Genomic DNA, 25470 nt, shown 5'->3' with positions numbered 1-25470 from the left:
GTCCGACGCTAATGTAACCATTCCAACGCACAGATACTGTGATCAATAACCACTCAATGGAAACGTTTTCAGTCAAATATCTAAAGTGAGAGATCGAACAATAAAACCCTCGAATTGATAGAGAATATCGCTAATTAAAGTGCTCAAAACAGTTCGTAGTGTGAAGTAACGCATGAGAACGATTACATAAGTGCAGTATCACGCTGGGAATACCTACAGTTCTCCAATCTATAAGGGCACATCAAATTGATTAGATACTTCATGACGGCTTATTGAAGGCAATAAAAAACCGCGTAATTTCACCTACGCGGTTCGTCAAATATAAGGTCTATGCTAAAATTTACTCGATACGTTCAAATTTAATCAGCATCGCTGTTTCTGCGTCAAGTATTGGCATCGTCAGCCCCACCTCGGCACACCAAGCACCTGATAATTCACAGCCAGACTCTGTCCATGGCGGTTGATAATTTACAATATCATCGTAATTTGACGGTTTATCAATCACGGAGACCTTGTATAGGCTTTGTGGATCTAGCCCAGGTATGCGCAAATGACCACTCAACGAATTGGTTGGCATCGCCAGCTGTGCAATCATCACCACCGCTTCTGACACATCTTCGGAAACGACCGCATGGATTTGATGGGCACTATCATCCGTTGGAACTCGCCAAGTTCTCCCGCTATGCAGTAACGGGCGCAGCATCTTATGTAGCTTGATGTAGTGTTCAAAGCCCTGCTTCTCTTCTTGCACTTCTTTCACAGGATCTAATTCAATCCCCATATGACCAAACAGTGCTGTTAGACCACGAAACTCAATACTATGACGACGACGAGTGCTGTGGCAGTGGCTCGCACCAATATGGCTTCCCATTACCTCAGGGGGGAAGAAGTAACTCATCCCACGCTGAATCGTTTGTCTTTCCAGCGCGTCATTGTTATCAGACGCCCAAAAACGTTGCGTACGCTTAAGAACCTCAAAATCGATACGACCACCACCAGCCGCACACGATTCAATATCAACCATTGGGTGCTTCTCTCGGACTTTATCGACCAACTCATAATAACGAGCGGTTTGTTGATGAGCCGCAGCCCTGCCTAGATGCGCAGGTTGTACAACTTCTCGGTTCATATCCCACTTAATGTAAGCAATGTTGTACTGACTTAAGAAGTGGTCAAGACGCTCAAACAAAAAGTCGAATGCTTGTTGATTCTGAAGATCGATAACATATTGATTACGACCCGTTGGTTGGTCATAGCCGTCAACCGCAAGCAACCAGTCTGGATGGGCTCGGTATAAGTCAGAATCCTTATTGATCATCTCAGGTTCGAACCACAATCCAAACTCCATACCCAACTGATTAACGTGCTCAACTATCGGATCTAAACCATTTGGGTATTTTTCTTCATCTAAGAACCAATCCCCTAGCGCAGCCTTGTCTCCGCAGCGCCCTTTGAACCAGCCATCGTCAATGATAAAACGCTCTACTCCCATATCCGCGGCTTGGCTAGCCATCGACATAATATAATCAGGATCATGGTCAAAATAGATGCCTTCCCAAGTATTAAGATGGATAGGTCGAGGCTTTTGTGCGAAAGACTCCGGCAAGATGGAACAACGCACATGGGAGTGGAACTGATGGCTCATTCCATTTAAGCCTTCCGAACTGAAACTGGCATATAACCAAGGTGTCGTTAAGCTTTCACCTTCATCCAATGTAATCTCACCCGGTAGATAAATAACTTCCGCTTGCACGTAGCGACGACCGTCTGCTTTTACATCCGCGCGCAGTCTGTGGTTACCACTCCAAGCGAAGTGAATCCCCCACACATCACCTGCCATTTCATTAAAGTTAGCGGTACCGACAACCATCGCTGGATAATGTTCATGAGACGTTCTTCCGCGACGATTTTCTTGCTGATAGCCCCCTTGCTGTAAGGGTTGACGCACCGTTTGGAACTCATGTACCCAGCGGCCGTAGTACGTCATCAACTCATTAGCTCTTGCTGGTAATGGCAAAGTATTGGCGAGACGGTTCACCTGATAAAGGCCGGCTTTAACGTTGGTTAAGGTGTGACGAGATTTCACAACATCATGTTTATCGAGGCATAACTCGGTTGTTAAACGTAAGCCTGCACGTATATCTTCACTCTCAATGATTAGGCTAGATGGTGTTTGTTGAACATCCGTAATAGAGAAAACAGGCGCCCAGTCCAATCCGTCTCGGTGCCCTTCTAATGCCGGACTGCTGAAAACACCGCGCCCGAGCTCTGGGCTCAGAGACATAGCAACATCATTATCAAGGCGGCCGTATGGAACCGGTCTTTCAAGAGAAACACGGAAGCTAGCTAAATCACCACGAACGGGAGCTCCCCAATGAAGAATTTCGGCAAAATCGCCAAGTTCTACAATCAGTTGCGAGTGTTGACCGGTAATATCAATTAGGGATTTATTCGTCATTTTTTTAACCTTAACGCGTTTAATTACCCAGTATCATAATTATTAAGCCCAGAGTTTCTGTGATCAAACTCGAAATCATGAAAACGTTTCCAGTAAATATTCAAGACTGATAACTTTGGTAAATAGCTCCTAATTCAAAGATTTAGATTGACCACCATTCCATCTCATATTGCCTACCTCTAGGTAGAATTGAACTTTCCACTCTAAATAAAGCAATATAAAACGATAATTAATGGCAATTTAATCTTTTAAATTCAGTACATTAAATCAAAGTTCCCATTAACACATAGGCTAAAATACATTTCCTCTTGAACTGATCACATCACACTCGTATTCTTAGATCTTCGAGTACATCTATGAAGTGTCTCTCTGGGTCCTAACTTTTACATTCCAGCTTGACGGTACAGAACACGATGCTTGTAGCCTTGCTGCTGCATTTGCTTTGATACTTACTTCCTTGTCTCACGAGCCCAGTTATCATTAACTGGGCTGCTTTTCCTCAAAGCCCTCGAACAACCCGACACTCAAAGTACCTCAAACTCGCTTCACCTCAAATTCCAAGACAACCAACAGCATAATCACTCCCTCTAAACCACCGCATAGCACTGAGTAAAGAAAACGATTCCACTTTAAAATCACAAAACCTAGCGTAAAAACACCTATACAAGCCCAATAATCAGATCAAAATCACACAAAATAATCACAAACCCATCAATAGCATAAAAATGCCAACCTCATCATGAAAACGTTTCCAAAGTTTATTTACACTCTCGCTCGAGTTAGGACTCAAACATAAAAATATCCATAAATAAAAAATAATGGAGACACTTCATGAAACAAAAAATGCTAGTCAAAGCATTAGGATTCACTCTGTCCCTCGCCCCATTAGTCAGCTTCGCTGCAGTGGAGAACGTAACGTATTTTGGTTATGCAAAATGGGGCAACATCTACACCGATAATGACCAACATAACGACGGCAAAGGAGAACGCAACGACGTTATTCGAGCGGGCCAAGGTTACGGTAACTACCGTTTAGGTAATGAACTAAATTGGTGGGAAGCGGGAGTGAAAGCCGATGTATGGCGTGACAATGACGCCTATTTTGACACCACGATTTATCTAGGCAGTGGAGATAGCTGGGGAGACGTGAGTACGATTCAGCTTTGGTCAGCAGGCCATGGGCTTATCGACGGCCAACCCAACGCAAAAATTTGGGCAGGTGAACGTTTTTACCGTCGCCACGAAGTCCACATGATAGATGTGAAGTACTGGGATACATCCAGCACCGGTCTTGGTATTGAAGATTGGGATCTCGGCTTTGCTGATGCTCACTTAGCTTGGATGGCACCAAACTCTTCAAGTGACGATGGACGCAGCCTTCATAACATCGATGCCCGCTTAAGTGGCATTGAGCTAAGTGAAACAGCAGACCTAACACTCGGCCTAAACTACGTAACCACGCAGAACTCAAGCTACGACGATAAAGACATTACTACTTCTGGCGCAATGCTCTCTGCTCTTTACCGTCAAGCTTGGAACTACGGTTCAAACACCTTGGCCTTCCAATATGGTACCGATGCGTTGGCAGGTGGATTAATGAGTGCTGAAGGTGGATCAAACAGAAAATACAGCACGGGTGTGGAACACGAGGGTTCTAGCTGGCGCCTATTTAACCACGGTGACTTGAATATCAGTGAAGATGTTCAAGTGATGTACTCCATCGCTTATCAAGACAAAAACCTAGATAACAACGATGGTGAGAAGTGGTTCAGTGTCGGAGCTCGTCCTCAATATGCTTGGACAGATTACATGTCGACAGCATTAGAGGTGGGTTACGAAACGGTAGAAGCTCAAAACGGCTCGGGCACCAACGATATGTATAAAGTGACCGTGGCTCAAATGTTCCAAGCTGGAAAAGGGGTATGGGCTCGTCCATCTATTCGTATTTTTGCGACGTACTCTGAATCCAACAACGAATGGGATCGTGGTAACGAGACTTATGGAACGGCAACAAGCATCAATGCCGAGACTGTTGACGAGATTACCTTTGGTTTCAACGTAGAGACTTGGTGGTAAACCACCACACCCGAGCGTCTGTTCAATCAACCAATTGACGCTCAACACTGGAATAGCAATTTAACGGGGAAAGCCGATGTTTTCCCCTTTACTAAGGTAGCAATCAGATGAAATTAAAATCATTGGTGATCATTGTCGCGGCACTCACAGTTAGCGCATGCAGCGGCATACCAGAACAAGAACTCAATACTGATTTCAATAGCAGTGCATGTTGTTCTCAACTCAGCGCGCTACCTATCACTCAATTATCTATTCCATTCCACCAGCAAGTCATCATGGACGGTGATTTACCGACCCTTTCCTCTTCATTGTTAAATGACAATACACAAGCGGATAGCCAACGCTTTCCGACCATCGCGTACCAAATCAGTGGCACGACAGAATCGCTGTCCTTGCTCATTCGTTCATACATTAAAAATGATGCGCTATTCGCACCGTCTATTTATGTCTTTGACAAACAATGGCGACTGCTTGGTCAATACAGTACTAACGACTTCACTTACTACCCGACAACGATGCAAGGGTTAGAAAGAATTGAAGCATCAATTGCACTCGAACCTCAACGAGACAACGCGCAATTTATTGTGGTCAGCGCCGATAGCACTAAGTTAGATAGCGCCATCAATCGAATTCATCCTGAAGATCTGTATTCAGAATCTCAGCAGGTTATTGGCAATAAGCAACTGCCGTTGACTGCGACGTTGAGCTACGTAGGTGTCATTGATGTTACGGCGAGCAAATCAACAAACAGTGCGGTTTTGACTCTATTGGCTGAGCTTGGTGTTTCATCCGACAATGAACCCGAAACCTTAGGTTCAAAGCAAGTTTCTCAACCATCAAATCAGACAATTGAAACCAATCAAAAGGCGCAATGGCTGAATATCCAAAAAGACATTGACCAAGCCCTAAACAACAATGACATCAAACAAGCTGCATTTATTGCTAATCAAGCGGCCGAACAGGGCATACCCGAAGCAAAAGATTATTTATTAAAACAGCTCGCTGAATAGCTGAATAAGCCAACAGAACAATACGCATAACCAACGATTTGATAACGGTCATCACGGCTTAAAAGACCGATGACTTAATAGAATTATTACCCATATTGAACACTTTAAGAGTAGGAATACCATGAAGGCATTTTCAAACATCATCCAAAGACGCGATTGGGAAAACCCACAGTCTGTGAATATCCACTGCCTTAATGCGCACAGCCCATTATCAAGCTACCGCAACCTTAAGCACGCTCGAGACGGCATTGAGTCACAACGTAAATCTCTTAATGGACAATGGAAGTTCAAATACTTTGATGCACCTGAACAAGTTGACGGTGAATTTATCGAAACAAGTTTCAATGACTCACAATGGGACGAGATTACCGTACCATCGAACTGGCAAATGCAAGGCTACGATAAACCTATCTACGCCAACGTAAAATACCCATTTGAAGTGAACCCACCGTTTGTACCGGCAGAAAACCCAACCGGTTGTTACCGCACTCAAATTACGTTGACTAAAAATGACCTAAAGAACACCCAACGTATTATCTTTGATGGCGTCAATTCCGCTTTTCATCTTTGGTGTAATGGCAATTGGGTTGGTTACAGCCAAGATAGCCGCTTACCTGCCGAGTTCGACTTAACTCAGTATCTAACTGTTGGCGACAATACGCTTTCTGTCATGGTGATACGTTGGTGTGATGGTAGCTATTTAGAAGACCAAGATATGTGGTGGCTAAGCGGTATTTTCCGTGATGTGACCTTACTAGCTAAACCAAAGCAGTGCATTGAAGATGTGTTCGTTACGCCGGACTTAGACGCATGCTATCGCGATGGTTCACTGTCTATTGTCACCAAAATTACGGCACCAGACACTTACCAAGTTCAGGTTCAACTGTTTGACGGTGAAAACGCGGTGACTGAACCGCTTATCGATCGCCCTCATAATCGACGAATTGACGAGCGTGGCACCTACGATGATGTGGTATTCCAAACTCTTCATGTTCGAGATCCGAAGAAATGGAGCGCAGAAGTTCCTAACCTTTACCGAATTGTCGTGTCATTGCTTGATAGGCAAGGTAACCACATAGAAAGTGAAGCTTATCACGTTGGATTCCGTAAAGTCGAAATGACAGACGGTCAGCTAAAGCTAAACGGCAAACCGCTATTGATTCGCGGCGTCAACCGTCATGAGCATCACCCAGAGTTGGGGCATGTGATGACAGAAGAAGACATGATCCGCGATATCTGTCTAATGAAGCAGTACAACTTCAATGCTGTGCGCACCGCTCACTACCCTAACCACCCACGATGGTACGAGCTGTGTGACGAATACGGTTTATATGTGTGTGATGAAGCGAACATCGAGACCCATGGCATGCAGCCTATGAATCGCTTGTCTGCGGATCCGCAATGGGCACACGCTTATATGAGTCGCTATACGCAAATGGTCATGCGTGATAAGAACCACCCTTCTATCATCATCTGGTCTTTGGGCAACGAGTCAGGGCACGGCAGCAGCCACAATGCGATGTATGCTTGGTCGAAACAGTACGATCCTTCTCGCCCGGTACAGTATGAAGGCGGTGGTTCAAATACCACAGCGACCGATATCATTGCGCCAATGTACGCACGCGTTAACAGCACTATCGAAGACGATGCCGTTCCAAAATGGTCTATCAAGAAATGGGTTTCTCTGCCTAACGAGCAACGCCCGCTTATTCTTTGTGAATACGCACACGCAATGGGTAACAGTTTGGGTAGCTTTAATGATTACTGGGATGCATTCCGAGAATATCCTCGCCTACAAGGCGGTTTCATCTGGGATTGGGTTGACCAAGGACTAAGCCAATGGGATGAAAACGGTGAACACTTCTGGGCCTACGGTGGAGACTTTGGCGATGTCATCAACGACCGTCAGTTCTGCATCAACGGTTTGATCTTCCCAGATCGCAGCGTACACCCGACCTTGGAAGAGGCGAAATACTGCCAGAGAATGATCAATGTGACGTTAGCAGAGCAAACTGAAGATCAATGCCGCCTAACGGTAACCAATGAAAACCTGTTCCGAGCGACTGACAATGAAATCTTACGCTGGCAATTGCTCGAAAATGGCATCGTGATTCAATCAGGGCAACAAGTCTTATCCGTTGCTGAAGATAGTAAACAAGAGCTGGTAATTGACCTCGCTTTCACACCAAAAGCACAAGCCGAATATCATCTCAACACCGATATTACTCTGACTCATTCAACCAAGTGGGCAGAAGAAGGCCATGTTTGTGCGACGGAGCAATTTGCTTTACGTAACCATGCTGGCTTGCAACTCCCGATCACGGCAAATGCTTTGGCTCCCCAGTTACATCAGCAAGACAATAAAGTGGTCGTGTCTAGCCTAGATGAAACACATCAATGGCAATGGGATACAGAGAGTGGATTGTTGACCCACTGGATCGTTGATGGGCAACCGCAAGTTATCAAGGCACCTGTCGATAACTTCTATCGCGCGCCACTTGATAACGACATTGGTATCAGTGAGATAGACAACATCGACCCAAATGCATGGGCTTGTCGCTGGGAACTTGCAGGCATTGGTCAATGGGAGCGTCAGTGTACAAGTTGTGTCGTGCAAGCGCTCGCAGACTCAGTACAAGTGGCGTCAGTATTCGCCTACCAATTTAATGGCCAAATCCAAGCGATTACCAAATGGCAATACACCTTAAATAACCTAGGCGAAATGAATATCGCGGTTGATGTCAACTTAGCCGATCACTTACCACCGATGCCACGCATTGGTCTTGAGATGGAGCTACCTTTACCACTCGAAACTGCCAATGAAACTCCAGTATCGTGGCTGGGATTAGGTCCTTTTGAAAACTATCCAGACCGTTTGGCTGCTGCTCGATTCGGTTTACACAAACAGACACTGGATCAGATGCATACGCCGTATATATTCCCAACCGATAGCGGGTTACGTTGCGGAACCAAAAACTTGAATGTAGGAAATATCGGGATCGAAGGCGATTTTTCATTCAGTGTGAGTCAGTACAGCCAGCAACAATTAACGGATGCTAAGCATACCAATGACCTGACTCGTGAAGAGAAAATCTATGTACGCGTAGATCACCAACATATGGGTGTTGGTGGTGATGATTCTTGGAGTCCAAGTGTTCACCAAGAGTTTCAACTCACCGACAATCAATATCGTTATCAGGTTACGCTAACAAGCGCATCGTAAGTAGATTCGGACCAAGCGGCTTGCTCTAAGCCACTTGGTTCCCCTATTACTTTGGGTTACCTGTGATTACCTTACTTCACGCGACAACAGCTCACACGACAGCAGTCCACACGCCAATGTGACTCAAAAGCCAAGCTCAAATCTAGAGCTTGGCTTATTATTTTCAAACTAGTCAGCCAATCAAAAATAAACCATCAAACCTCGTCATATTTGATGTTTAATATTTGAATTGCCTAACTATCCGTTGTTAAATGTTCAACCACTAGCACACAGCATTATATTCAGAATAAGAGAGCGGAATGGCTACCATTAAAGATGTTGCGAAGGAAGCAGGCGTATCAATCGCGACCACCTCTCGAGTAATCAACAATGCACCTCACACCAGTGAAACCGCAATTGCGGCGGTAAAAGCCGCTATGGAAAAACTCGGCTATCGCCCAAATGCCAACGCCCGTGCATTGGTCAGCAAATCTTCAAACGCGATTGGTGTACTGGTTAATGATGTTTCTGCCCCGTTCTTCGGCTCGATGATCAAAGCCATTGATACCGTGGCAAGTGAGCAAGAAAAGCAGCTACTGATTGGCAGCGGCTACCATGACGCGACCAAAGAGCGTAATGCGATTAACTTGCTGATCAACAGCCGCTGCGAATCACTCGTGGTTCATAGCAAAGGCATTAGCGACGAAGAATTGGTTAAGCTAGCCAATGAAGTGCCCGGCTTAGTTCTCATCAACCGAATTGTTCCCGATATCGAACACCGCTGTATTGCTCTCGACAACCGCCGCGGCTCTTACATCGCGACTGAGTATTTGATTAAAAACGGCCACAAGCACATTGGCTACATCTGCTCGAGTCACGATATTGAAGATGCTCACGACCGCTTAGGTGGCTATTTGGATGCATTGAAAGATCACGGTATTGAATCGAACGATGAGTACATCGAATATGGTGAACCTGACGAGCTAGGCGGTGAGCAAGCCATGGTTAACTTAATGGCAAAAAACACAGATATCACAGCCATTGCAACGTATAACGACTACATGGCAGCAGGCTGTTTGGCGTTATTACAAGAAAATGGCGTTCGTATTCCAGAAGATATATCAGTTATTGGGTTTGATGACGGCCACATTGCTCGCTTCATCTACCCTCGATTGACCACCATTCGTTACCCAATTCAAGTCATGGCTAATCAAGCGGTTAAGCTCTCTCTGCAACTCGCAAGTAACGAGCCAAAAGAACACACGGAACATAAGCTATTTATGCCAATTTTGGTGCGCAGAGCCTCTGTTCGAAACATTAATTGAGAAAGCTCAGGTTCATAAAGACTAAGTCATTTCGTTCCTCGACACTTTTTACAACAAAGAAAATAGGATTGATTCGATGAGTTATCATTGAGTTAATCTTATTTTTCATTCCCCGCAAATACCCACCTATACTTAACCTGATCCATCTTAATCAAACGGTTACCCGTTGATTTTTTCACCAAGTGTCTAAATCCCTAGTGATCCTTGGTTGTTATTAGGTGAGCAAAGCAGGATAATATCGGGATCGGAATCTCAAGAATTAATCCATTATGACCGAATACCTTTTGTTGTTGGTTGGCACAGTGCTGGTCAATAACTTTGTGCTAGTGAAGTTTTTAGGACTATGTCCATTTATGGGAGTCTCCAAGAAACTGGAGACTGCGATTGGCATGGGCCTCGCGACGACTTTCGTTCTAACGTTAGCGTCGGTCTCTGCATACCTAGTAGAAACCTACATCCTTACCCCTCTGGGTATTGAATACCTGCGTACCATGAGTTTCATCTTGGTTATCGCGGTGGTTGTTCAATTTACGGAAATGGTCGTTCACAAAACCAGCCCGACTCTTTATCGCCTGCTGGGTATCTTTCTGCCTCTTATCACCACCAACTGTGCGGTATTAGGTGTGGCACTTCTGAACATCAATGAAAACCACAACTTCATTCAGTCGATCATCTATGGTTTCGGCGCAGCGGTGGGTTTCTCTCTTGTATTGATCTTATTTGCTGCAATGCGTGAACGTATTGCGGTTGCTGATGTTCCAATGCCATTCAAAGGCGCATCGATTGCGATGATCACAGCAGGCCTAATGTCTCTGGCATTCATGGGCTTTACTGGGTTGGTGAAATAAACATGAGTACCATTTTAATTGCGATCATTGCGCTAGCCGTTTTAGCCGCTGTTTTTGGCGCTATTTTGGGCTTTGCTTCTATCCGTTTTAAAGTTGAAGCTGATCCTATCGTCGATCAAATCGACACCATTTTACCGCAAACTCAATGTGGCCAGTGTGGCTACCCTGGCTGTCGCCCATACGCAGAGGCGATCGCTAACGGAGACAAGATCAACAAATGTCCTCCGGGCGGCCAAGCAACCATTGAGAAGCTAGCAGATTTAATGGGCGTAGAAGTTGAAGACTCCGCTCATGACTTAGATAACAAAGTAAAAACCGTTGCCTTCATTCACGAAGATATGTGTATCGGCTGTACCAAGTGTATTCAAGCCTGCCCTGTTGACGCCATTGTTGGTGGCACCAAGGCACTGCACACAGTAATTAAAGATGAATGTACAGGTTGTGATCTATGTGTCGCACCGTGCCCTACTGACTGTATTGAAATGATTCCAGTGGCAACAACGACTGAAAATTGGAAATGGCAGATGAACATCATCCCTGTTACTGATATCACTAACCAAGCGACTGATGCGACTGCGTCAGAGCCTAAAGCATAGGGTTAGTATGATCTCTTTAATTGAACAAATTCGCACGGGCTCTATTTGGAACTTCCCTGGTGGCGTGCACCCTGCTGAAAACAAGAAACAGTCGAATACTACTGATATCGTCCATGCAAGGCTTCCAGAAGAAATCGTTCTTCCGGTGAAACAGCACATCGGTAAGCCGGGTAACCTACTGGTTGCTGCTGGTGACACTGTGTTAAAAGGTCAGCAACTTACTGCCTTAGATACAGGTTTTACTTTGCCAGTACACGCACCAACGTCGGGTGTGGTTACCGCTATCGAACCGCGCACCACCGCTCACCCATCAGGTTTGAGCGAAATGTGCGTGGTTATTAAGCCTGATGGCTTAAACACTTGGATTGAAAAAAATCCAGTTGAAGATTTTTCGACAAAGACTTCTGACGAACTGCTTGATGTGATTCGCCAAGCTGGTATTTCGGGCATGGGCGGCGCAGGCTTCCCTACGGCTAAGAAGCTTCAATCAGGCTTAGGTCGTACCGACATTTTGATCGTCAACGCTGCGGAATGTGAACCTTACATCACCTCTGATGACAAGTTGCTTCAAGAACATGCCGACGAAGTATTAAACGGCATCGAAGTGGTTGAACACATTCTTCAACCAAAGCTGACGGTTATCGGCATTGAAGACAACAAACCAGATGCGATAAAAGCACTTGAGATTGCAGCGAAAGACAAAGATATCGTCATTCGCGTTATCCCAACCAAATACCCTTCTGGTGGTGAGAAGCAACTTATCAAGATCCTCACCAACAAAGAGGTTCCAGCTGGCGGCATTCCTGCAGACATTGGTGTTTTGGTTCAGAACGTCGGCTCTCTTTACTCGATTAAGCGAGCGGTAATTGACGGCGAACCTGTGGTTAACCGCGTTGTGACATTAACCGGTAAAACCTTTAAGCAACCTCGTAACGTTTGGGCGCTATTAGGCACACCAGTACATGAGTTACTTGAAGAGTTTGGCTACAAAGCAGATAAAAAACTGCCGCGTTTAATTTTGGGCGGCCCGATGATGGGCTTTACCTTGCCGCATGCCAATGTGCCAATCACCAAAACGTCGAACTGTATTTTGGCGCCAACGCGTCGTGAGATCTCACCAAGCACTTACGAGATGGAATGTATCCGTTGCAGCGCATGTGCTGAAGCTTGCCCTGCGTCTCTACTTCCTCAACAACTGCAATGGCACGCCAAAGCCAACGAGTTGGATAAGTGTGAAGAGCTAAATATTAAAGACTGTATTGAATGTGGTGCATGTGCATTTGTCTGCCCAAGCGAAATCCCTCTTGTTCAGTACTATCGCCAAGCAAAAGCTGAAATCAAAACTCGAAAAGATGAAGCCGCTGCTGCAGAACGCGCCAAGATTCGTTTTGAAGAGAAGAACGCTCGTATGGAGCGTGATAAAGCCGAACGTGAAAACCGCTTTAAAAAAGCCGCAGATAACCGCCGTAAAGATATGAAAACATCCGGCGGTGATGATGCTATTGCTGCTGCGATTGCTCGTGTTAAAGCACAAAAAGCCGCTGCGGATCAGGCTCCGAATGAAGAACCAGCAGTGAAACCTGCGGTTGCTGCCGCTATTGCGAAGGCAAAAGCGAAACAAGCTGCAGCTCAAAAAGCGGAAGGCGCTGAACCAGACAACTCTGAAATGTCTAAACTGCGTGAAGAGCGCAAGCGTCAAGCGAGAGAGCGCAAGGCACAACAAGCAGCAGCCGATACTCCTGCAGAAAGCTCAGGCGATACGAAGAAAGACGCCGTTGCTGCTGCGATTGCTCGCGCTAAAGCGAAGAAAGCACAGCAAGCGGAATCTGCTTCGGATGCTCCTGTTGAAAGCTCTGGCGATGCTAAGAAAGATGCTGTCGCTGCGGCCATTGCTCGTGCTAAAGCCAAGAAAGCTCAACAAGCTGAATCTACTTCCGACGCTCCAGCTGAAAGCTCAGGCGATACGAAGAAAGACGCCGTTGCTGCTGCGATTGCTCGCGCTAAAGCGAAGAAAGCACAGCAAGCGGAATCTGCTTCGGATGCTCCTGTTGAAAGCTCTGGCGATGCTAAGAAAGATGCTGTCGCTGCGGCCATTGCTCGTGCTAAAGCCAAGAAAGCTCAACAAGCTGAATCTGCTGCTGAAGCTCCTGCTGAAAAATCCGGCGATGCCAAGAAAGATGCTGTTACTGCCGCTATCGCTCGTGCTAAAACCAAAAAAGCCCAGCAAGCGAAGCAAGCAGAAACATCTGAACCAGTGGTTGAAGTTGAAACCGAGACTCAATCGGAGCAAGTCGACCCTAAGAAAGCTGCTGTTGCTGCGGCCATCGCTCGCGCTAAGGCTAAGAAAGCACAGCAAGCGACACAAGAAACAACCGAAGCTCCTGAACCTGCAGTTGAAACTGAAGCTGGAAGTTCTGGCGATGCTAAGAAAGACGCCGTTGCTGCCGCTATAGCCCGTGCTAAAGCAAAAAAAGCACAGCAAGCTAAGCAAGCAGAAACATCTGAACCAGTAGTTGAAGTAGAAACTGATACTCAATCTGAACAGGTCGATCCGAAGAAAGCTGCTGTTGCTGCAGCTATCGCTCGTGCTAAAGCGAAAAAAGCCCAGCAAGAGCTAGATAAAAAGAACAATGAGGAGAAAGAGTAGTGGCCTTCTTTATCGCCAGCTCACCGCACGCGCATAGCCGTAGAAGCACCCCAGATCTAATGAAATGGGTGGCTATTTGTGCATTGCCAGGTCTACTAGCTCAAACCTACTTCTTTGGATGGGGTACCCTCATCCAGTTAGTATTTGCTATTGCACTTGCTGTTACCTTTGAAGCAGCCGTCATGCTATTGAGAAAACGCCCGCCAGTAATGGCACTGCGTGATTACAGTGCTGTTGTAACCGCTTGGCTACTGAGTGTCGCGATTCCCCCACACTCTCCGTGGTGGATCCTCGTCATTGGTATGTTCTTCGCTATTATTATCGCGAAACACTTATACGGCGGCCTAGGGCAGAACCCATTTAACCCTGCGATGGTCGCTTACGTTGTTTTGCTGATTTCATTCCCAGTTCAAATGACCAGTTGGAATGCTCCCGCGAGCCTGACAGCAGAAGCAACAAGCTTTATTGACTCATTCTTGATGATCTTTACTGGCTTCAATAACGAAGGTTTGTCTCTGCAACAAGCACGCCTTGGCATTGATGGCACCACAATGGCGACGCCGCTTGATGCATTCAAAACGGCATTAACGGCAGGCAATACTGCCTCAGAAGCACTATCTCAACCTCAATTTAGTTGGTTAGCTGGCGTAGGCTGGGAGTGGGTAAACCTTGCTTACCTAATCGGCGGTTTAGTGCTGATTAAGCAACGTGTTATTCAATGGTATATCCCTGTGGCTTTCATCGGCAGTCTTACTCTGTTTAGCTTAGTGTTCTTAGTGCTCACTCCTGGTGAAACCGCTTCTCCAACCATTCACCTTCTGTCTGGCGCGACTATGCTTGGTGCATTCTTTATTGCAACCGACCCAGTTTCAGCATCCACGACAGTCAAAGGTCGCTTAGTGTTTGGCGCTCTGATCGGCGGTTTAGTCTTTATCATCCGCAGTTGGGGTGGTTTCCCTGATGGCGTGGCGTTTGCTGTATTGTTAGCCAACATGTGTGTTCCACTGATTGACTACTACACCAAACCTCGCACATACGGTCACTAAGGGAGCGGATACCATGCTAAATGCAATTAAGAAAAACGGCCTTGTACTCGCGATTTTTGCGTGTGCTTCGACGGGTTTGGTCGCGGTAACTCACTACCTGACCAAAGATCAGATCAAACAACAAGAACAGGCTCAGTTACTGTCTGTTCTTAACCAAGTGATCCCACACGATCAGCACGACAACGAGCTGTTTTCGTCTTGTACTTTGGTTCAAGCAGAAGAGCTTGGTACTGAGCAAGCGATGCCGGCTTACATTGCTAAGCTTAATGGTGAGCCAAGCGCGATTGCGATCGAAGCGATTGCACCAGACGGCTACAATGGCGCGATTAAAGTCATTGTTGGAATGAAAACTGACGGTACTATTTTAGGTACTCGCGTGCTTTCTCACCAAGAGACTCCGGGCTTGGGTGATAAGATTGATCTGCGTGTGAGTGATTGGATTCTTTCGTTTGCAGGTAAGCAAGTGACGGATTCTAATCTAGACCGTTGGAAGGTTCGTAAAGACGGTGGTGATTTTGACCAGTTTACTGGCGCTACTATCACGCCAAGAGCAGTCGTGAAGTCAGTCAAACAAGCGGTCCAGTACGTTAACCAAAACAACCAAGCATTGCTTGCTCAACCTCTAAATTGTGGTGGTGAATAATGAGTGACCATAAAACATTGATCAAAAATGGCATGTGGGCCAATAACCCTGCCCTAGTGCAACTTCTTGGGTTATGTCCGCTGCTGGCTGTATCGTCAACAGTCACTAACGCACTTGGGCTAGGCATTGCTACCTTGCTTGTACTGGTCGGCTCAAACGTTTCTGTTTCTTTGGTTCGTAATCATGTGCCAAAAGAAGTACGTATCCCAGTATTCGTAATGATCATTGCCTCGCTAGTAACCTGTGTTCAATTGCTGATGAACGCTTACGCCTATGGGCTTTACCTCTCTTTGGGTATCTTCATCCCGCTGATCGTAACCAACTGCATCATCATTGGTCGTGCGGAAGCCTTCGCTTCAAAAAATGAAGTGCTACCTGCGGCTCAAGATGGTTTCTGGATGGGTCTAGGCATGACATCAGTATTGGTCGTGTTAGGTGCGATGCGTGAGATTATTGGTAACGGAACCCTATTTGATGGCGCAGACCTGCTGCTTGGTGACTGGGCTTCTGTGTTACGAATCCAGATATTCCAATTTGATAACAGCTTCTTGTTAGCCCTGCTTCCACCGGGTGCCTTCATTGGTGTTGGTTTCTTAATTGCTTTGAAAAATATCATCGATAACCAAGCAAAATCTAGACAACCAAAACAAGAAAAACCAGTCATTGAACGCGCTCGCGTTACCAATGCCTAATAAGTTAAATTAGCTTAAACCTCGCTGAGTTAGCTCCACCACTCAGCGGGGGAAATCAGATCTAAACAGTACATATAATAATGACGCTCATAAGAGCGCGTAACCGATGATAAAGCAGAAGCAATCCAAGCTTCATGCCCTAACTATTTGAAAGTAATGTCGCTATGAACAATGTAAAACGAGTAGAAATACTTGAGCGTTTAAGAGAAAACAATCCAAAGCCAGAGACTGAGCTTAACTGGAGCAGCCCATTCGAGCTGCTGATTGCCGTTCTATTGTCTGCACAAGCAACCGATGTCAGCGTGAACAAGGCGACGGATAAGCTGTACCCTTTAGCCAACACTCCGCAAGCAATTTTCGACCTAGGTGTTGATGGCTTAAAAGAGTATATCAAGACCATCGGCCTATTTAACTCAAAAGCAGAAAACACCATCAAAACGTGTCGTATGCTGCTTGACCTACATAATGGTGAAGTACCGGAAGATCGCGCTGCATTAGAAGCCCTTCCAGGTGTCGGTCGTAAAACAGCAAACGTAGTGTTAAATACCGCATTCGGTTGGCCAACCATTGCCGTTGATACTCACATCTATCGTGTATCAAACCGCACTAAGCTAGCGATGGGTAAAACCGTCGACGATGTCGAAGCAAAACTACTTAAAGTTATCCCAAAAGAATTCAAACTGGATGTCCACCATTGGCTCATTCTTCATGGACGTTACACCTGTGTCGCACGTAAACCACGCTGTGGCAGCTGTATCATTGAAGACCTCTGTGAATTCAAAGAAAAGAGCGAAGATTAGTCTTTCCGTTCACAACGATTAATCAATACGGCAGCGCTTAAAGCGCTGCTTTTTTATTGCCACTCTCTAGAATCCGCCTCTACATAAGTTTTCACTTCTAATTCTGCGTTCCCAAGACAACAGGCATAAAAAATCCCGCCTTTTATGGCGGGATTCATTTATTTAGCTAAGAAGTCTGTCTTAGATAAACTTCACTTTAGTCACTTCTTTGATAGCAGATAGAACAAATGTTGGTACTGCTGCAATGAAGATTAACGATATTAAGTGATTAAACTCTAGCGATTCTGTGCTGAATACCAGCTGACCGAAGCTTGTGTACACAACGCTTAAAGACAAGATAGCCGATACTGCCACCGCACCAAGTAGGTAGTGGTTAGTGAACGGATTCTTACGATAAATCGTTGTAAACGTACGTGCATCGAACAAGCTCCAAAGTTGAGCAAAGATCAGTGTTAAAAACGCAACGGTTTGTGCGTATTGAGCACTGTAACCACCGTCGAGTGCGTAAGAGAATGTCACAAAGCTTAGACCACCTAATGCGAGACCACGAGTTAGGATACGAGCGCCTAGACCATTTGAGAAGAAGCCTTGGTCACGTTTGCCTGGCTTACGCTCCATGAGATCTTTCTCTTCTGGCTCAACACCGAGTGCGAGTGCTGGTAGACCATCAGAAACGAGGTTAACCCATAAAATCATTAGTGGAGTTAGCGGAAGTACTACATCTGGTCCCATGAGTAGGAATGCAAATAGGATTACCGAAACCTCACCCACGTTCGCTGTAAGTGCTTGGCGGATAAACTTACGTAAGTTATCGAAAATTTGACGACCCTGACGTACCGCCTTCACGATAGTACTGAAGTTATCATCCAACAGGATAAGGTCACCTGAGTCTTTCGCAACAGACGTACCTGTAATACCCATCGCAACACCAATGTCTGCACGACGCAGTGCTGGCGCATCGTTCACACCGTCACCGGTCATAGAGGCAACTTCGTTGTTCTCTTGCTGCGCTTTTACGATACGCAGCTTGTGCTCTGGAGTAACACGTGCAAATACTGCAACCTGAGAACAGATAGACAACAGCTTCTCGTCATCCATTTGATCAAGCTCAGTACCCGTTACCACTAGATCATCTTCGCTACGGATGATTCCGATTTCACGCGCAATCGCTGCTGCCGTAACTGCGTGGTCACCGGTAATCATTACCGTACGAACACCAGCGCTATAACAGCTATTTACTGCATCACGCACTTCTGGGCGTGGTGGATCCATGATGCCATAGATACCCAGGATGCTGACGTCTTTTTCAAGCTCAGGGAAATCTAACTCAAGCTCTTCTTCTTTTAATTCACGGAAACCAACGGCAAGTGTACGCAGAGCATCACCACCAAAGGTTTGGATTGCCGATTCAAAGTTTAAATGAAGCTCTTGAGACGGTGCGGTATCGAGAGCCAAGTTGCCTGAAACTTCACAGCCAACCGTTGGTACGAAACCACCGTCAACCATGAAGCTGGTTGATTTACCAAGAACAACATCTGGCGCACCTTTCAATGCTAGGAAGTGCTTACCTTGTGGGTCACGAACGATAACAGAAGCCATCTTACGACCAGAATCGAACGGGAACTTCTTAACGATTGAGTAGCCACCCGTTGATAGCATTTCATCTTGTTTAAGACCTGCTTTTGCAGCTGCAACAATTAGTGCACCTTCTGTCGGGTTGCCACGAACCGTCCATTTACCATCAGCATTTACATATTCAGCATCGTTACAAAGCGTTGCAACAACAAGACCTTTCATCATTGCAGGGCTGTTTGTCGCTTCGACATTGTGACCTTTGGTAATGAATTCACCCTTAGGATCAAAACCTTTACCTGACACATCCCAGTAACGACCAGACACATCGTACGCTTTCATCACCTGCATTTGGTTTTGTGTTAGCGTACCGGTTTTATCTGAACAGATAACGGTTGTAGAACCAAGCGTTTCGATTGCTGCTAGCTGTTTAGCCAAAGCATTATTCTTAACCATCTTAGTCGAGCCCATCGTTAATACGATAGTAACCACCGTTGGTAAACCTTCAGGAATAGCGGCAACCGATAAAGAGATACCTGTTGTTAGGATTTCTAACCATGGCATACCGTGGTAAACACCGATAGCACAAACAATAGCAACAACCACAAGAGCAACAACCAATAATGCGAGTGCGATGGTGTCCATACGCTCTTGCATTGGTGTTTTCGTCTCTTCCGTTTGGTTCATCATATCAGCGATGTGACCAACTTCAGTTTGCATACCTGTGCTTGTTACCACAGCAAGGCCTGTACCTGTAGTCACGATTGTTGTCATGAAGCCCATGTTCTTCTGATCGCCAAGACCAAGGGTCTCATCTTCAAGGCGTTCAGACTGCTTATTCACTGGCTCAGATTCACCGGTCAGTGCAGCCTCATCTACCGTCAGACGGTTTGACTCAAGAATACGAACATCAGCAGGCAGAATATCGCCAGTATTAATTTTGATGATGTCACCAGGAACGAGGGTTTTAGCTGGAACACTGATCCATTTACCATCGCGCATCACTTCGGCTTCTGGAGCTGCCATTTCTTTTAGCGCTTCCATCCCTTTCTGAGCTTTAAATTCTTGCCAGAACGCGATACCAGTATTGATAAGGATAATCACTGCAATAGCCATAGCATCAATCGCGTGGCCAGTAGACCAAGAAACGATTGCACCAACAGCTAGAATAAAAATCAGTGGGTTTTTATATTGATGAATATACAGTTCCCACGCAGAAGCTGACTCTTGTGCAGTCAGTTCGTTAGTGCCGTGCTTCTCTAAGCGTGCATCCGCTTCAGAAGTTGATAAACCTGTCGTTTGATCTGCGTTCAGTTCGTTTAAAACATCTGAACTTTGTTGTGTAAACCATTTACTCGTCATTTGAGTACTCCACATCAATGCCTCACGCCGAGGCTAATGTAATAAAATAATACTTATTCTTATGTGATAGAAAAATCGCACAAATCAAAAGTGAATATTTAGTCGATTTGGTGCGCTTGAAAAACTATATAGTAAGGATTGTCTATTTAGCAAAGATCGCAAAAGATACACTTGATACACACTTGACAACTACTTTGAAAACACAACCACATCAAACATCAAACATAAAACAAACAATACAAGCCCAAACTATTGTTTAAAAAAGATAAGCACAAAAAATAGACACCCTTTGCACTTTCGTAAAAACCATTGGTTATTGGCGTATTTTATCGAAAATTCCTTAATAGCGAAGTAAAACATCGGAATAACCTTTCTATAAACAGGGAGATGTTGGCGTAATCATAAATTGATAAAATGGAAAGTTAGATGCCAATTGTAAAAACGAAAGGAAATCAGCAACAAGATGGAGATATAAGTCACAATTCAACAACCAAGGCCATTCTTGGCCATTACAAAAAAGACCAACACTCAAACTTACTATTTATGCAAAACTGCGAATTAAGCGCTAGTGACTGACAAATTAATAAGGCCGTCGCTCTTTAATTTCTTGTAATACAAATAAGAAAAAAGGCAGAGGGGGAGAGTAAGATAGATGATGAGAATAAGAAAATATGACCAAACTCATCATCTCTTTGGTGTTGCTTATGAGCTTGCTCATATATAGTGCTATAAAAGAAACAACCAATAACAAGCTAGGAGCAAATCATGTCAAACGGTCGTATTTTACACACCATGCTACGCGTGGGTGATCTAGACAAGTCTATCGAGTTCTACACCAATGTAATGGGCATGCAGCTATTACGTAAGAACGAAAACAAAGAGTACGAATACACACTGGCTTTCGTTGGCTTTGGCGACGAATCTCAAGGCGCAGTGATTGAGCTGACTTACAACTGGGGCACCACGGAATACGATCTTGGCTCTGCTTTTGGTCACGTTGCTATCGGTGTTGATGACATCTACACAACGTGTGATGCGATTAAAGCAGTTGGCGGCAACGTAACGCGAGAAGCGGGTCCGGTTAAAGGCGGCTCTACACACATTGCGTTCGTTAAAGATCCTGATGGCTACATGATTGAGCTGATTCAGAACAAACAAGCAAGCGCAGGTCTAGAAGGTTAATTCCTTAACCTCTTTGAGAAGTTGAGTTTGAACGCCTGATGAAATAAAAAAGAAGCGAGCACTATGCTCGCTTCTTTTTTATCACTCTCCCCATAATCGATATGCTTCACCAATTATTCTTAACAATCTCATTGATGAAACTTTACATGATAATAATTATTATTTAAATTAACCACCTATTGATTAATGAGGTAATACAATGATTAGCGAATGGGAAAAACACACGTTACTTGCCGATACTGCATTGCAGCTCGACGATCCTGTACGAAGTATTCTTCATTATCAGCAGGCTTTGAACTTAAGTGAAGAAATTACAGAACGCACCGATATTCAAGCCGATGAGCGGTTACTGATTTCGGTGATTTCTTGCCACAATCTTGCTCAATTCTGGCGTTGGGCTGGCGACACTGAATACGAGCTCAAGTATCTTCAACTGGCTTCTGAAAAGGTACTCACACTGATCCCTCAGTGCCCTAATACTCAATGTTCAAGCTTTATCGATTCTATTGGTTGCTGTAAGAAAGCGCTGATCGATTTCATGAAACGCCACCCAAACCCTAAAATTGCCTCTATGGTGGAAAAGATCGATACCGCGACCAACTGTGAAATGATCGCCCGCTTCCGCTTGAATTAAACAAGTTCCGTTAAAACAACGACTCCAAATTTAAAACATAAAAAAGCCCGTCATCAAGACGGGCTTTGTCATTTCAAAACAAGCTGTTGTTTAGCTTAAACCTGTGTGCGACCTAAAGAGATCACAACACGTCGGTTCTTATCTTTACCAATTGGCGAGTTATTGTCCGCAATCGGACGACGCTTGCCATAGCCTTGCACTTGGATACGATCTTCTGGCAGGCCTAGAGATTTGAAGTACTCTCTTAACGATTCTGCTCTGCGCTCTGAAAGGTTTTGGCTAATCCCTTTGCTGTCGACAGAGTCGGTGTACGTTGCCACCAGCACAAGGTCGATGTCTTGGTTATAGCGAACGTAATCGGCAATCTGGCTCAGCCTTTTGCGCGACGACTTGTTCAGCTGGTCGCTGTTGCGGTCGTAATGCAAAATAGTGAAAGAGATATCTTCAAAGCTGTAAGGCAGCAGATTAGCAACACAGTCACTGAACACATTGTATTTTTCTTGGAATAGCACTGACGACAACGACACTTCGATACGTTGATCTCGGCTCTGCCACTCTTGGTAGCTGAATGTCGGATAACGCCCTTTCTCCAACTCACTCAAGATGCCCCAAGCTGTTTGACCACCGACATAGCCATCAAATTGTTGGAAGAACTTAATGGTTGTCATGCGATCAGCACTTTCACCCGGACGCCAAGGTGGCGGCATCGAAATCAAGCTGACATTACGCGTCGCACCCATTGGGCGACGCATTTTAAGCTCAAAGTCCAAAATGATTTTTTTACTCGCGCGAGATGAGAACTCAGCATCACCAAAGTTTGGAATTGGGTGAACCAAGCGACATTCTAGTGGCGTGTTGGCCACCATCTCCCATGTCGACTGTTGAGGAGATGCTCCGTAACGCTTTTCTTGTGCCATGACCGATGACGACACAAGTAGCGAAAATAGCATTGAACCTGTTATGAGTTGTTTCTTCATAAAGTGGAGTATCTCTTAAGCAATTCGTTTAACAATGCAGCCAATTGCCGCATTTTTCTCTCACGTTTAAATATGCAATTATCAAGCCGTAATGGGTTAGGTAATTTATGATTTATTGCCCTTCCCTAGTTTTTATCACTGCTATTATCTGCAATAATGCAGCCTTAATCACACTTATTTGGGCTAACATGACTGTAGAAAACGAAGCTCTGACCCTAAAAAAACGCTTTCGCGGCTATTTTCCAGTGGTCATCGACGTGGAAACCGCAGGGTTTAACGCTGAAACCGATGCATTATTAGAAATCTGTGCCATTACATTAAAAATGGATGAGAACGGAGATCTGCACCCTGCATCAACGCTTCATTTTCACATTGAGCCTTTTGAAGGCGCAAATATAGAGCAGGCAGCATTAGACTTTAACGGAATTAAAGACCCATTTAGCCCATTACGTGGTGCTGTGTCGGAACAAGAAGCCCTTAAAGAAATCTACAAGCTAGTGAGAAAAGAACAAAAAGCTTCAGATTGCAGTCGCGCAATCATGGTTGCTCACAACGCTACATTCGATTTGAACTTCGTTAATGCGGCAAGTGAGCGCTGTAAGCTTAAACGCGTCCCTTTCCATCCATTTGCTACTTTTGACACTGCAGCTCTTAGTGGTCTTGCCTACGGTCAAACCGTTTTGGCTAAAGCTTGCCGCACTGCAGGGATGGAATTTGACAACAAAGAAGCACACTCTGCTTTGTATGATACGCAAAAAACCACAGAGTTATTTTGCGGCATTGTAAACAAATGGAAAGCCCTTGGTGGTTGGCCTCTTGTTGACGAAGAATAAAAAATAGAGTCGGTAAACGTTTTTTCGTATTGCCTTCATAAAAAACACAACATCCCGAGAATAATATGAATCCTGTTGTAATTTCAGTTTGCATCATGCTTGTTTTAGCTTTGATGCGCGTAAACGTAGTCGTTGCTCTGACGTTCAGTGCAATTATCGGTGGCGTAGCCTCTGGTATGAGCTTGAACGACGCAGTCGCGGCTTTCGAAAGTGGATTAGGCGGCGGTGCAACGATTGCACTTAGCTACGCTATGCTTGGTACATTCGCTGTTGCTATCTCACGTTCTGGTATCACAGATCTCCTTGCTCAAAGTGTTATCAAACGCATTCACGGCAAAGAGAACAGTGCAGCATCGACTGGTCTTAAATACGGCATGCTTGCGTCGTTGATCTTAGTGACCATGTCTTCGCAAAACGTGATTCCGGTACATATCGCCTTCATCCCAATCTTAATCCCACCTCTACTAGGCGTATTCGCAAAAATGAACCTAGACCGTCGTCTAGTTGCGTGTGTGCTGACTTTTGGTCTGATTACACCTTACATGGTGCTACCGATTGGTTTTGGTGGCATCTTCCTAAACAACATTCTGCTTAAAAACCTTCACGACAATGGTCTTGAAAACGTAGTAGCAAGCCAAGTGCCAATGGCGATGTTGTTACCCGCTGCGGGCATGATCTTCGGTCTTCTTACTGCAGTATTCTTTACTTACCGTAAGCCTCGCCAATACAAAGAAACCTCTCACACTGTTGTTTCAACAGAAGTGAAAGAGATCAACAAGAAGCACATCCTAGTAGCAGCAGCTGGTATCGTAGCAGCGCTAACAGTTCAACTATCGACTGGCTCTATGATCATCGGTGCTCTAGCGGGTTTCATGGTATTTACCTTCGGTGGCGTTATTGCTTGGAAAGAGACACAAGATGTCTTCACCAAGGGCGTTCACATGATGGCAATGATCGGTTTCATCATGATTGCAGCAGCAGGTTTCGCGGCAGTTATGAAGCAAACAGGTGGCGTTGAATCTTTGGTTGAAGCACTTTCAACAAGCATCGGCGACAACAAGCCTCTAGCAGCACTACTTATGCTAATTGTTGGTCTATTGGTTACTATGGGCATTGGTTCTTCGTTCTCTACGATTCCAATCCTTGCAACTATCTACGTTCCACTAGCAGCAGCATTTGGCTTCTCGCCAATGGCAACAATCGCTCTAGTAGGTACAGCTGCTGCACTTGGTGATGCGGGCTCTCCGGCTTCTGACTCAACATTAGGTCCAACGTCTGGTCTAAATGCTGATGGTCAACACGAGCACGTATGGGAAACCGTAGTACCGACGTTCCTGCACTACAACATCCCACTGATCGTATTCGGTTGGATTGCAGCCATGGTTCTGTAATTAGGTTCTGTAGTTAAACAGTCCTACGCTCACTTTTATAAAGACCGCCTCGTGCGGTCTTTTTTGTCTCTGAGATTCATTCTACTCTTCCTTCCGCTCACTCTCATTGAACTAGCGACACCAATCGAGTAGGAGGAGGCCTCACGGCCTCCGTCCTCTCACACCACCGTACAAGC

The 25470-nt window shown here is 45.3% G+C and carries 18 protein-coding genes; 15 read left to right on the top strand and 3 right to left on the bottom strand.

Annotated elements, in window-relative coordinates; translation table 11 throughout:
* Positions 1–340: 340 nt before the first annotated feature.
* Positions 341–2458: an alpha-galactosidase gene (locus AB6D58_RS21705; protein ID WP_136978366.1), complete on the bottom strand. Its 2118-nt coding sequence runs from the start codon at positions 2456–2458 to the stop codon at positions 341–343.
* Between the two features lie 831 nt (positions 2459–3289).
* Here AB6D58_RS21705 and AB6D58_RS21700 point away from each other — a divergent pair.
* The 11 genes from AB6D58_RS21700 to nth all read left to right on the top strand — a co-directional run bounded on the left by AB6D58_RS21700 (position 3290) and on the right by nth (position 17343).
* Complete coding sequence (locus AB6D58_RS21700) at positions 3290–4534, top strand: carbohydrate porin (protein ID WP_372158437.1); 1245 nt, start codon at positions 3290–3292, stop codon at positions 4532–4534.
* 107 nt (positions 4535–4641) lie between these two features.
* A complete protein-coding gene (locus AB6D58_RS21695; RefSeq protein ID WP_136978367.1) occupies positions 4642–5544 on the top strand; it encodes a MalM family protein in 903 nt (300 codons plus the stop codon).
* 121 nt (positions 5545–5665) lie between these two features.
* Complete coding sequence (locus AB6D58_RS21690; protein ID WP_136978368.1) at positions 5666–8767, top strand: beta-galactosidase; 3102 nt, start codon at positions 5666–5668, stop codon at positions 8765–8767.
* A 299-nt stretch (positions 8768–9066) separates the two neighbouring features.
* Positions 9067–10071, top strand: coding sequence for a substrate-binding domain-containing protein (locus AB6D58_RS21685; RefSeq protein ID WP_136978369.1), 1005 nt, complete (start codon positions 9067–9069; stop codon positions 10069–10071).
* 269 nt (positions 10072–10340) lie between these two features.
* The gene (gene rsxA, locus AB6D58_RS21680) at positions 10341–10919 is read left to right on the top strand and encodes an electron transport complex subunit RsxA (RefSeq protein WP_004734039.1); all 579 of its coding nucleotides are present in this window, start codon (positions 10341–10343) and stop codon (positions 10917–10919) included.
* A 2-nt stretch (positions 10920–10921) separates the two neighbouring features.
* Positions 10922–11515 carry an electron transport complex subunit RsxB gene (gene rsxB, locus AB6D58_RS21675; protein ID WP_004734040.1) on the top strand — a complete coding sequence of 198 codons (594 nt, stop codon included), beginning with the start codon at positions 10922–10924 and terminating at the stop codon, positions 11513–11515.
* A gap of 7 nt (positions 11516–11522) precedes the next feature.
* Positions 11523–14162 (top strand): electron transport complex subunit RsxC, encoded by a 2640-nt coding sequence (gene rsxC / locus AB6D58_RS21670; protein WP_372158434.1) that lies wholly within the window; start codon positions 11523–11525, stop codon positions 14160–14162.
* Positions 14162–15208 carry an electron transport complex subunit RsxD gene (gene rsxD, locus AB6D58_RS21665; protein WP_017063459.1) on the top strand — a complete coding sequence of 349 codons (1047 nt, stop codon included), beginning with the start codon at positions 14162–14164 and terminating at the stop codon, positions 15206–15208. The genes rsxC and rsxD overlap by 1 nt, the downstream gene beginning before the upstream one ends.
* Before the next feature lie 13 nt (positions 15209–15221).
* Positions 15222–15851 (top strand): electron transport complex subunit RsxG, encoded by a 630-nt coding sequence (rsxG, locus tag AB6D58_RS21660; protein WP_017061171.1) that lies wholly within the window; start codon positions 15222–15224, stop codon positions 15849–15851.
* Positions 15851–16543, top strand: a complete 693-nt coding sequence (locus AB6D58_RS21655; protein WP_012603531.1) for an electron transport complex subunit E — start codon at positions 15851–15853, stop codon at positions 16541–16543. Before rsxG ends, AB6D58_RS21655 begins: the two co-directional genes overlap by 1 nt.
* Positions 16544–16707: 164 nt before the next feature.
* The gene (gene nth / locus AB6D58_RS21650; RefSeq protein WP_372158431.1) at positions 16708–17343 is read left to right on the top strand and encodes an endonuclease III; all 636 of its coding nucleotides are present in this window, start codon (positions 16708–16710) and stop codon (positions 17341–17343) included.
* A gap of 180 nt (positions 17344–17523) precedes the next feature.
* On the opposite strand, the gene AB6D58_RS21645 is transcribed toward nth, so the two are convergent.
* Complete coding sequence (locus AB6D58_RS21645) at positions 17524–20277, bottom strand: cation-translocating P-type ATPase (protein ID WP_372158428.1); 2754 nt, start codon at positions 20275–20277, stop codon at positions 17524–17526.
* Between the two features lie 765 nt (positions 20278–21042).
* On the opposite strand from AB6D58_RS21645, the gene gloA reads away from it, so the two are divergent.
* The gene (gloA, locus tag AB6D58_RS21640) at positions 21043–21459 is read left to right on the top strand and encodes a lactoylglutathione lyase (protein WP_372158426.1); all 417 of its coding nucleotides are present in this window, start codon (positions 21043–21045) and stop codon (positions 21457–21459) included.
* Between the two features lie 199 nt (positions 21460–21658).
* Positions 21659–22093 carry a DUF2753 domain-containing protein gene (locus AB6D58_RS21635; RefSeq protein WP_004734047.1) on the top strand — a complete coding sequence of 145 codons (435 nt, stop codon included), beginning with the start codon at positions 21659–21661 and terminating at the stop codon, positions 22091–22093.
* A gap of 95 nt (positions 22094–22188) precedes the next feature.
* Here AB6D58_RS21635 and motY read toward each other — a convergent pair whose 3' ends face one another.
* Positions 22189–23070 (bottom strand): flagellar protein MotY, encoded by an 882-nt coding sequence (gene motY / locus AB6D58_RS21630; RefSeq protein WP_017063457.1) that lies wholly within the window; start codon positions 23068–23070, stop codon positions 22189–22191.
* A gap of 188 nt (positions 23071–23258) precedes the next feature.
* Here motY and rnt point away from each other — a divergent pair, with 188 nt between their 5' ends.
* Positions 23259–23903 (top strand): ribonuclease T, encoded by a 645-nt coding sequence (rnt, locus tag AB6D58_RS21625; RefSeq protein WP_017061178.1) that lies wholly within the window; start codon positions 23259–23261, stop codon positions 23901–23903.
* Between the two features lie 65 nt (positions 23904–23968).
* Positions 23969–25294 carry a Na+/H+ antiporter family protein gene (locus AB6D58_RS21620; RefSeq protein WP_029235135.1) on the top strand — a complete coding sequence of 442 codons (1326 nt, stop codon included), beginning with the start codon at positions 23969–23971 and terminating at the stop codon, positions 25292–25294.
* The last annotated feature ends 176 nt before the right edge of the window (positions 25295–25470 follow it).

The organism is Vibrio sp. 10N.239.312.D08, from assembly GCF_041466145.1.
Taxonomy (GTDB): domain Bacteria; phylum Pseudomonadota; class Gammaproteobacteria; order Enterobacterales; family Vibrionaceae; genus Vibrio; species Vibrio crassostreae_C.
Note: the sequence above shows the minus strand (reverse complement) of the source record. Positions and strands in the feature narration are given on the sequence as shown.